We start from the raw sequence: 10,847 nt of genomic DNA on the forward strand, positions 1-10,847 counted from the left end.
GAATAACAATGAGTGAAACTTTTGATTACAGTGTGGTTGACGGTATTTTGACCGAACACGGTATTTCTGAGACTGCGATCATTGCCATACTCCAAAGTATTCAGGAAGAATATCATTATATCCCAAAAGAAGTCTTTCCGTATCTTTCAGAAAAACTTAAAGTAAGTGAAGCCAGAATATTTAGTGTTGCAACCTTTTATGAAAACTTTTCTTTGGAACCAAAGGGCAAATATATAATAAAAGTTTGCGACGGAACGGCATGCCATGTAAGAAAATCAATTCCGATTATAGAGCGTCTTAGAAAAGAATTGGGTCTTTCCGGTACCAAGCCTACAACGGATGATTTGATGTTTACGGTTGAAACGGTATCTTGTCTTGGAGCATGCGGTCTTGCTCCGGTAATAACGGTAAACGACAAGGTATATGCCGAAATGACTCCCGATAAAGCCTCAGAACTCATAAAACAATTGAGGGAGGGAAATGCCGATGATTAGTAGTAGAGAAGAATTGCAAAGGGTTAGGGAAATGTACTCAAGAAACCTTATGACAGAAAAAAAGAGAATACTTGTTTGTGCAGGTACGGGATGTGTATCCGGTGGTTCCCTTGAGATTTTCGAGCGGCTCTCGGAGTTGGTTTCAAAGAGGGGAATGAATTGCCAAGTTGAATTGCAAGAAGAACCCCATGAAAATACTATAGGAATGAAGAAAAGCGGCTGTCATGGCTTTTGTGAAATGGGGCCTCTTGTTAGAATCGAACCCGAAGGTTATTTATATACAAAGGTGAAGCCCGAAGATTGTGAAGAGATTGTGGATAAAACGATAGTTGCGGGGGAACATATTGAGAGGCTGGCCTATAATCAAAACGGGATTGTATACAAAAAACAGGATGAAATTCCCTTTTACAAGAAGCAGACCCGTCTCGTATTGGAACATTGCGGTCAAATCGATTCTACATCTATAACCGAGTACATTGCAACCGGAGGATATTGTGCTTTGGAAAAGGCGTTGTTTGACATGAGCAGCGATGATATTATAAATGAAATTTCAGAAGCCAATCTTGCGGACGCGGTGGAGGAGGATTTCCGGCAGGACGCAAATGGGCACAAGTAAAAAGGCAGAATACAAAGCAAAAGTATGTTGTGTGCAACGGAGATGAAGGAGACCCGGGAGCATTTATGGACAGAAGCATTATGGAGGGTGACCCTCACAGAATGCTTGAAGGAATGATAATTGCCGGTATTGCTTGCGGAGCTTCGGAGGGCTATATTTATGTGCGTGCCGAATATCCCTTGGCAGTATCGAGGCTAAAAAAGGCTATTGAGCAGGCAAAAGAGTATGGATTGCTTGGAGAAAACATATTAGGAAGCGGTTTTAGTTTCAATATTCATATAAACCGTGGTGCAGGTGCATTTGTTTGCGGTGAGGGAAGCGCACTTACGGCGTCGATTGAAGGAAAACGAGGCATGCCCAGGGTAAAGCCTCCGAGAACTGTGGAGCAAGGCTTGTTTGACATGCCAACGGTTTTAAACAATGTTGAAACCTTTGCCAACGTTCCTCTTATAATCAGAAACGGAGCTTGTTGGTATAAATCCATCGGAACGGAAAAAAGCCCCGGAACAAAAGCCTTTGCGCTGACGGGAAATATAGAAAATACAGGTCTGATAGAAGTTCCCATGGGTACAACTTTGCGAGATGTGATATTTGATATCGGAGGAGGCATGAGGGGAGGAGCAGATTTTAAAGCCGTGCAAATTGGCGGCCCGTCAGGTGGATGCCTGTCGAAAAAGGATCTAGACCTTCCGCTGGATTTTGATTCGCTCAAAAAAGCCGGTGCAATGATTGGTTCCGGTGGGCTGGTTGTAATGGACAACAATACCTGTATGGTTGAAGTTGCACGTTTCTTTATGAATTTTACCCAGAATGAGTCTTGTGGAAAATGTGTACCCTGCCGCGAAGGTACAAAAAGAATGCTGGAGGTCTTGGAAAGAATTGTTGAAGGAAACGGTCAAGACGGTGACATAGAGCTTCTTTTGGAGTTGGCGGACACAATCTCGGCAACGGCGCTTTGCGGACTTGGAAAAGCTGCGGCGTTTCCGGTTGTAAGCACAATTAAGAACTTTAGGGAAGAATATGAAGCCCATATTTATGATAAGAAATGTCCTACGGGCAACTGCCAGAAGCTAAAAAACATTATAATTGATGCTTCTTTGTGCAAAGGCTGTTCAAAATGTGCAAGGAGTTGTCCTGTGGGTGCTATAACGGGAAAGGTAAAAGAACCTTTTGTTATAGATCAGAGCAAATGTATTAAGTGCGGTGCATGTATTGAAACTTGTGCATTCCACGCAATATTGGAGGGCTGAAGAGATGGATAATAAAGAGTATATAATGATAGACGGGATTCCTGTTGAGATAAACGGAGAAAAAAACCTTCTAGAGCTTATTCGAAAAGCAGGCATAAAGCTTCCTACCTTCTGCTATCATTCCGAATTGTCGATTTACGGTGCCTGCCGTATGTGTATGGTTGAAAATGAATGGGGAGGATTGGACGCTGCATGTTCCACTCCTCCGAAGGCCGGTACGAGTATAAAAACAAACACAGAAAGACTTCAAAAGTACCGTAAAATGATTTTGGAACTTTTGCTTGCCAATCACTGCCGTGATTGCACAACCTGCAATAATAACGGAAAGTGCAAATTGCAGGACCTTGCAATGAGGTACAATATAAGCCGTATTCGTTTCCCCAATACTTCACCGGAGCCGGATGTGGACGATTCTTCGCTTTGCATAACGAAAGACAAAAGCAAGTGCATTCTTTGCGGGGACTGTGTCCGTGTATGCAGTGAAGTACAGAATGTAGGGGCTATTGATTTTGCGTACAGAGGTTCTAAAATGACAATCAGTACTGTATTTGACAAACCCATTGCCCAGTCAAGTTGTGTGGGCTGCGGACAATGTGCGTTGGCATGTCCCACCGGCGCAATTGTTGTAAAAGATGATACACGGAAAGTATGGAAAGAAATCTATGATAAAAACACCAGGGTATCGGTGCAGATAGCTCCTGCTGTCCGCGTTGCTTTAGGGAAGGAGCTGGGCTTAAACGACGGGGAAAATGCCATAGGTAAAATTGTGGCAGCTCTGCGGCGTATGGGATTTGACGATATATTTGATACATCAACCGGAGCGGATTTGACTGTTTTGGAAGAATCGGCGGAATTGCTAAAACGTATTAAAGAGGGAAAAAATGATATGCCCCTTTTTACATCATGTTGTCCTGCGTGGGTAAACTACTGCGAGAAATTCTATCCTGAGCTTTTGCCCCACGTTTCCACATGCCGTTCACCGATGCAGATGTTCGCTTCTATAATAAAAGAGGAATATTCAACTTCCAGCAAGCGGTTGGTGCATGTTGCTGTTATGCCTTGTACAGCAAAGAAATTTGAAGCGGCCCGCGAAGAGTTTAAAGTTAATGGGGTGTCCAATGTTGATTATGTACTTACAACGCAGGAGCTTATTCAAATGATCAAAGAATCGGGAATAGTATTTTCAGAACTGGAGCCTGAGGCAATCGATATGCCCTTTGGAACATATACCGGGGCCGGCGTAATTTTTGGTGTTACCGGAGGCGTTACTGAAGCGGTTTTAAGAAGAGTGGTTTCCGACAAATCTCCAACTTCCTTTAGGTCACTGGCCTACACCGGTGTTCGGGGAATGAAGGGAGTAAAAGAAGCTTCGGTGATGTATGGCGACAGAAAGCTCAGAATTGCTGTGGTTAGCGGACTTAAAAATGCCAGCGATTTGATTGAAAGAATCAAATCCGGTGAACACTATGATCTTGTTGAAGTTATGGCATGTCCGGGTGGATGTATAAATGGGGGTGGACAGCCCTTCGTTCAGAGCGAGGAAAGAGAAAAGCGGGGCAAGGGGTTGTATAGTGCCGACAAACTATGCAATATCAAGTCCTCTGAAGAAAATCCACTTATGATGACACTTTATAAAGGCATTTTAAAGGGCAGGGTTCATGAACTTCTTCATGTTGATTATGCTTCAAAAAAGGAGGCAAAGTAGTATGCTGGAGATAAAAATATGTGTCGGAAGCTCGTGCCACTTGAAGGGTTCTTATAATATTATTAATGAATTTCAGCATCTTATTGAAGAAAAAGCTTTGCATGACAGAATTGATATTAAAGCAACCTTTTGTATGAAGCAGTGTCAGAAGGCCGGAGTTGCCATAGAGATCAATAATGAGATTTTTGGGGTTTTGCCTGAGGCAGCAGAGGAATTTTTTAACAATGTGATTTTGCCTAAGGTATAGTTAAATGGGAAAACTTGTTGTGTATCTTTAGAAAGCAAACTAAAAGGGCGGCTTTGCAGCTGCCCTTTAGCTTCAAAAACGGCATATTAATATCGTTCCAAAATGGTAATTTCGTCAGAACCTAAATCAAAGTATTCAATTTTCCATTCGTTATTTTTCTTTTTCAGATATGCTGTGAATTCAGTTTTTCGAAGTAGTTTTGTTTTATCGGTTGTAATTGTTTGAAGTTCATAGTATTTGAATTCTACATTGTTTGAGTCCGTAACAGACAAACTAATCGGTTCGATTTCCGATTCGTATGTATAGGAAGAATCTACAAAGTAAGGAAATCTAAATGACTCTAAGTCTGATTCGCTCAGTAAATCTGCATAATAGAAGCAATTGATATATGTATCGAAATCCTTGTTATTTCGGGCATTGTAGAATGTGGTCACGATGTCTTGAGGAATACTAAAGGGGTAACTTTCGATGTAATCGAGCATAAGTATTTTCCATTCGGAGTCTATTTTTACAAGAGATGCGGTAATCTTATTGGTGGAGATTGCAAATCTATTGCTGTTATTTCTTATTTTTACAATCTCTATGTATGTAAATTCTGCAACTCTACTTCCGTAAATATGCTCTAAAGGCTCGATTGTGAATTCGATTCTTTCGTTGTAAAAGGTCTGTTTAAGAGTTTCAATATCGTTTTCGGGTAGCATATCTGCCAAATAGAAACTACTGATAAATTGATTAAAATTATTGTTGTTTCTGGCATCATACATACTGTAAACAACGCTTTCAGGTAAATTATTATCCTGAGCAAAAACAGGAGTTACAGTCATAAAAGAACATAGGAAAATGCCGAGAATCAATAAAGATGCTATGACTTTTTTTGCTTTCATAATCTTTTATCCCCTTTCAATGCAAAAAGTTTATAATATTTGCTATTAATTTTACACTATGATTCCATAATTTTCAACGCCATGTTTGATTAAAGGTTTGGATTTTCTATATACCAAGATAAATAAATCAATTGTAAAGAGAATTAAAATATAGTAATATAAATATAGAAGAATATAGAAGGGAAAAGTGTAGTTTTAGTTAATAGTAATACTTATGCGTTGCAACAATTAATGCCAAACCACTTCTGCCAAGGTATAGACAAATATCATACGATAAGCATTTTATTCAAGTTCAAATTAAGGCTGTAGACAATTCGTTTTTCTTTTCGTGCCAAATCTTTTCCTGGATAATGAGTCCTATTTTGTTGAAGTATTTCGAAAATATATAATATTAGCGGTTTGCCTATTAAAAAAAGTTGATTTTTGGTTTTTGATCATAAATATTATAAACCAAACAGGAGGTGTATATTCAAATTTAAGTGTACCGCAATAGGCTTTAATGCTTTGAAATTTTCGTTAATATTTTTAGAAAGGATGGGAAAATATGAGAGAGAAAAAAATAGTGTCAAAAAGAACAAAAGCATTAATAGTTAGTCTTATTATTCTTGCTTTGACTGTTCTTCCTGCCGGCACTATCAATATCAGTGCTGCAGACTTGGAATACAACTATGCCAAGGCATTGCAGTATTCCATGTATTTTTACGATGCAAACATGTGCGGAACCGGGGTTGAAGAAAACGGACAGTACAACTGGAGAGGTAACTGCCATGTTTATGATGAGGAGCTTCCGCTTGATTCTGTAAACACCAATATGTCGGATGCTTTTATCAGAAGCAACATCAGCATACTTGACCCTGACGGAGACGGTAAAGTTGATGTTTCCGGCGGTTTTCACGATGCCGGTGACCATGTGAAGTTCGGTATGCCCGAAGCCTATTCTGCTTCTACAGTGGGTTGGGGATATTATGAATTCAGAGAACAGTATGAAGCAACTGGACAGGCAGAGCATGCAGAGACAATTTTACGTTATTTTAATGATTATTTCATGAGATGTACTTTCAGGGATAAAGACGGTAATGTAGTTGCATTTTGTTATCAAGTGGGTGACGGAGATATTGACCATGCTTACTGGAATCCGCCTGAAATTGATGAAATGTTCCGTAGAGGATGGTTTGCTACTAAAGACTTGCCTTCCACAGATTGCGTGTCGGCAGCGGCAGCTTCCCTTGCAGTAAACTACTTTAACTTCAAAGATACAGACCCTGAATATGCACAAAAGAGTCTTGACTATGCAAAAGCTTTGTTTGACTTTGCCGAAAAAAATGATAAAGAAGTTAACGCTGATGGTCCTAAGGGATATTATACTTCTTCAAAATGGCAGGATGACTACTGTTGGGCTGCCGCATGGCTTTATTTGGCAACCCAGGATGATCATTATCTGGATGAACTATTTAAGTACTATGACTATTATGCACCTTCCTGCTGGACGCACTGCTGGAATGACGTTTGGGCAGGTACGGCATGTATTATGGGCCAAATAGACGACCTGTACGATAAAGACAGCGAAGAATTTGAAAATAGATTCAGAAAAGCTGCCAACAAAAGTCCTTATGAGCCGATAGATTTCTGGAGTGAAGTTGCAAAGTTGGTCGACAACTGGATGAATGGCAAGAGTGTTCAAATTACGCCTGGCGGATACGCATTCCTTAATAAATGGGGTTCTGCAAGATACAATACCGCTACACAGTTTGTAGCCCTTGTATATGACAAGCATCACGGGGATGCTCCATCAAAATATAGTGAGTGGGCAAAATCGCAAATGCAATATCTTATGGGAAATAATCCTCTTAACCGCTGCTACATTGTAGGATACAGTGAAAATTCCGTAAAATTCCCGCACCATAGAGCAGCATCAGGCTTGTCAAAGTGTGAAGATCCCGATCCTCACAAATTTGTATTGTACGGTGCATTGGTTGGCGGACCGGGTGCGGATGATGAGCATATAGATGTTACATCAGACTGGGTTTACAACGAAGTAACGATAGACTACAATGCTGCGTTTGTCGGTGCATGTGCAGGTCTATACAGATATTTTGGAGACCCTTCCATGGAGATTACACCTGATTTTCCGCCAAAAGTTGAGATATCCGATCCTGAAAACGGAGGTTCTTCATATTGGGTGGAAGCATTTGGTGTTGATATAGTGCAAAGTGACGGACCGAAAGCAACTGAGGTTACTTTGTATGTACGTTCGGATGCAAGAAAACCATCAAAGAATATTTCAGTTAGATACTTCTTCGATGCTACCGGAATGTCATCCCTTGAACCAAATATGATTGAATTGAGACAACTTTACGATCAAACTGCAGCAGAGACGGATTATGCGGCTACGCTTACAGGTCCGCATCATTATAAAGATAATATCTACTATGTTGAAGTATCTTGGGAAGGATTTCCGATTGCAAATTCCAACAAAAAGTATCAGTTTGCATTGGGTACATATGCTTGGGGCAACAATTGGAATCCGACAGACGACTGGAGCTATCAGGAACTGCGTATTGAAGAGAGCAATTATACCGGAACACCTGCAAGAAACAACAATATATGTGTTTATGATGCCGGTGTTCTGGTGGGAGGAATTGAGCCGGACGGAACGACACCTCAAGTTTCACCTACACCACAGCCTACACCTACACCTACTCAAACACCGGAGTTCACGTACGGTGACTTGAATGGAGACCGCAAGGTTAATTCATCAGACCTGACTTTGATGAAGAGATATATCTTTAAGGAGATTAATGAATTAAATGTGCCGATAAAAGCGGCTGACCTGAATGGAGACGATAAAGTAAATTCAACGGATTATTCAATTCTAAAGAGATATTTGCTTCGTTCAATTCCTTCTATTCCGATATAAATGCAAACTAAATTATAAAAAAGAAGGCTGCCTATTTCAAAGGTAGCCTTCTTTTTATTTATCTTATGTCCTAAACACAAATAGGTTTTTTTGCATATCTTATTAATGGGTTACGCAAAATATTTGAGAAAATCAATTTGAATGGAGGGACTTTGCATGTCAAAAGGCAGAATAAGGCATATGTTTCCGGGAGGTAATACATCACAGGGATTTTTCAGCTACTATGATTATATATTGAGTCAGGAAGAGGCTAATAGAATTATATGCATTAAAGGCGGCCCCGGTGTCGGAAAGTCGACATTTATGAAAAGAGTTGGAGAAGAAATGCTGGAATTGGGATATGATATAGAGTTAATGCACTGTTCAAGTGACAACAACAGCCTTGACGGTGTGGTCATACCATCCCTGAAAGTAGCTCTTCTTGATGGGACTGCACCCCATGTTGTGGACCCTAAAAATCCTGGAGCGGTAGATGAGATAATAAATCTGGGAGATTTCTGGAATAATGAGGAGTTAAAAAAACACAAGGAAGACATTCTTAAAGCCAATAAAGAAGTGGGAAGAACGTTTAGAAGGGCATACAGGTACATAAAGGCAGCATATTCTATATATGAGGATAATGTGGAAATAGTAAGCTGGTGTGTTGATGATGCAAAGGTAAGAAAACTTTCCGAAAAGTTGAAAAATGAGATTTTGGGAGACAGGGACATTGCAGACCGTCCCGGCAAGGATAGAAAACTTTTTGCGAGTGCGATTACTCCAAATGGACTCGTAAACTATCTTGATACATTGATTAATACGAGTAAGGTATATGTACTTAAAGGTATGCAGGGAACCGGGACTGAAAGAGTGATTCAAAAGGTTAAGGAAGCGGCTGTGGAAAGAGGTTATGATGTGGAGTCCTTCTACTGTGCATTAAATCCGTATAAACTGGAGCATCTTATAATACCTGATTTGGACGTTTCTATAACAACGTCCAATAATTATCACAGCGCCAATGTAAAAAATTCGGTAGAGTTTAACCTTGATGAATATTTGAATACTTTAGAATTGGGAAAATATCAGGACACTGTGAAATATAACAAAAAGAATTTTGATATGTTGCTGGACACAGCTATAAAGACAATTGGCAAAGCAAAAGCAATTCATGACATCTTGGAGAGCTATTACATACCCAATATGGATTTTGAGGCTATAGAAAAATGTTATTTGATGACTTTTAACAGCATTAAAGAACAAATATTATTTGATAGTTGAGATATGGGTGAAAAGGAGTCGGATGCAAGTCTGACTCCTTTTAATATAAGGGTTGAACATGATTTTAAATCTGTGATACAATATAATCGAAAAAAAGTTGGCACAACAAGCAAATTTATACTTTACTTGATTATTTAAAGGACCGATTTTATTGAGCCGATTTGTTTTTTTATAACTGTAAGGGGGTATATTGTGAAAAAGAAGATTTTAAGTACTTTTATTGTACTATCAATTGTAACTTTTCAATTTTTATGCTTTGGCGAACTGTTTTTTAGAGGATATTCCGATGTTTATGCTTGGAGTCAGACGGCTATTGGTGATGTAAATGCAGACGGTGTTATCAACAGCAGCGATTATTCGCTTATGAAGAGGTATATTCTTCGTTTTATTACAGACTTTCCTGCTGACGATGACATGTGGGTTGGAGATGTAAATGGAGACAATGTTATCAACAGTACTGACTATAATTATTTAAAAAGGTATTTGCTTCGTATGATTAATGAGTTTCCGAAGAATTCTAACACTCCGGCACCTACATTTACACCAACACCTACACCAACGCCAACTTTACACCAACGCCTACACCAACGCAGGCTAGCCCTACTCCTACAAGCACTCAAACGGGCAATTACGGTGACGGATATTTTCCTCCCGGAACTTCAAAACAGGAACTGATTTCAAAAGCTTCAACGCTAAAAGTTAGTGAAATTAAAGCCATTATAAAAAAGCAGGTGGATGAGCACTGGGACGTTATCAGAAATGTATGCGGATTTAAGAATAAAGAAGTAGCGTATGCGTTTTTCTTTGGAATGGCTACCAGAGAGTCTACATTTAGGGCGGCAACTGAGACGGGAAGCGGAGCTGCTCATGCTTTCGGACCTTTGCAGACAGCTGAGACGGCCTATGCAAATGCGGATCCAAACTATATGCCGGAGCATAATGTCCCGGAGATGTACCAATACGATTTTACAGACTACAATTTCTATGATGTCGGTATATCGGTACATATGGGAATCAGGCACTTTTTGCACTTTGCAAGACTTGCCCAAGAGAAATACAGCGGCAAGGATATAGCCCGTCATGGCTTGATGGGATTTAATACAGGTTGGATTGACGGTGCGGATGAAGCATGGATTGTAAGATATGCGGATGAAACCGCTGCTTTGGGAGCATGGTATCTTAAAAATAACCATATGTCCGATGATGAATTTACATGGGATACCGACTAGAGTGGACCGCAGCAATCCGTGGGCGATCTATTATTAATTTGGCGTAAAGCAAAAAAGCGATATTGATTAACTGTTTTTGGGGATCCGGGGCTTGTTTTTTGCACCTGAATCCCCTCATCTATATTGCCAAGGTAAAGTATAAGTAAAGAAAAAGCAAAGATTTTAGAAAAGTGTTAAGCATAATAAATTGAAAAATCGAATTTTTATTTAGGAAATCATTTTTTAGGTTTATAATAATATATTAAAAT

General features: G+C 39.8%; 8 protein-coding genes and 1 pseudogene. 8 read left to right on the top strand and 1 reads right to left on the bottom strand.

What is annotated here, in order from left to right:
* The first annotated feature begins 8 nt into the window (after positions 1 to 8).
* The 4 genes and pseudogenes from JCM21531_RS12605 (at position 9) to JCM21531_RS12620 (ending at position 4,312) form a co-directional block, all read left to right on the top strand.
* On the top strand, positions 9 to 494 hold the full coding sequence (locus JCM21531_RS12605; protein ID WP_038290406.1) for a complex I 24 kDa subunit family protein: 486 nt from the start codon (positions 9 to 11) through the stop codon (positions 492 to 494).
* A pseudogene (gene nuoF, locus JCM21531_RS12610) lies at positions 487 to 2,360 on the top strand (NADH-quinone oxidoreductase subunit NuoF). The gene JCM21531_RS12605 and the pseudogene nuoF overlap by 8 nt, the downstream one beginning before the upstream one ends.
* Positions 2,361 to 2,364: 4 nt before the next feature.
* Positions 2,365 to 4,065 carry a [FeFe] hydrogenase, group A gene (locus JCM21531_RS12615; RefSeq protein ID WP_038290407.1) on the top strand — a complete coding sequence of 567 codons (1,701 nt, stop codon included), beginning with the start codon at positions 2,365 to 2,367 and terminating at the stop codon, positions 4,063 to 4,065.
* Between the two features lies 1 nt (position 4,066).
* Entirely contained in the window at positions 4,067 to 4,312 is a 246-nt protein-coding gene (locus JCM21531_RS12620) for a (2Fe-2S) ferredoxin domain-containing protein (protein WP_038290410.1), read from the top strand.
* A gap of 86 nt (positions 4,313 to 4,398) precedes the next feature.
* Here the strand turns inward: JCM21531_RS12620 and JCM21531_RS12625 are convergent, their stop codons facing one another.
* The gene (locus tag JCM21531_RS12625) at positions 4,399 to 5,196 is read right to left on the bottom strand and encodes a hypothetical protein (RefSeq protein WP_243467639.1); all 798 of its coding nucleotides are present in this window, start codon (positions 5,194 to 5,196) and stop codon (positions 4,399 to 4,401) included.
* Positions 5,197 to 5,740: 544 nt separating this feature from the next.
* Between JCM21531_RS12625 and JCM21531_RS12630 the strand changes: the two genes are divergently transcribed.
* The 4 genes from JCM21531_RS12630 (at position 5,741) to JCM21531_RS22215 (ending at position 10,599) form a co-directional block, all read left to right on the top strand.
* The gene (locus JCM21531_RS12630; RefSeq protein ID WP_038290412.1) at positions 5,741 to 8,113 is read left to right on the top strand and encodes a glycoside hydrolase family 9 protein; all 2,373 of its coding nucleotides are present in this window, start codon (positions 5,741 to 5,743) and stop codon (positions 8,111 to 8,113) included.
* Between the two features lie 156 nt (positions 8,114 to 8,269).
* Positions 8,270 to 9,370: a PRK06851 family protein gene (locus JCM21531_RS12635; RefSeq protein ID WP_038290415.1), complete on the top strand. Its 1,101-nt coding sequence runs from the start codon at positions 8,270 to 8,272 to the stop codon at positions 9,368 to 9,370.
* A gap of 192 nt (positions 9,371 to 9,562) precedes the next feature.
* Positions 9,563 to 10,045, top strand: a complete 483-nt coding sequence (locus tag JCM21531_RS22210; RefSeq protein ID WP_243467640.1) for a dockerin type I repeat-containing protein — start codon at positions 9,563 to 9,565, stop codon at positions 10,043 to 10,045.
* Positions 10,046 to 10,101: 56 nt separating this feature from the next.
* On the top strand, positions 10,102 to 10,599 hold the full coding sequence (locus tag JCM21531_RS22215) for a hypothetical protein (protein WP_243467641.1): 498 nt from the start codon (positions 10,102 to 10,104) through the stop codon (positions 10,597 to 10,599).
* The last annotated feature ends 248 nt before the right edge of the window (positions 10,600 to 10,847 follow it).

Origin of the sequence: Acetivibrio straminisolvens JCM 21531 (assembly GCF_000521465.1) — a bacterium.
In the GTDB taxonomy this organism is placed as follows: Bacteria; Bacillota; Clostridia; order Acetivibrionales; family Acetivibrionaceae; genus Hungateiclostridium; species Hungateiclostridium straminisolvens.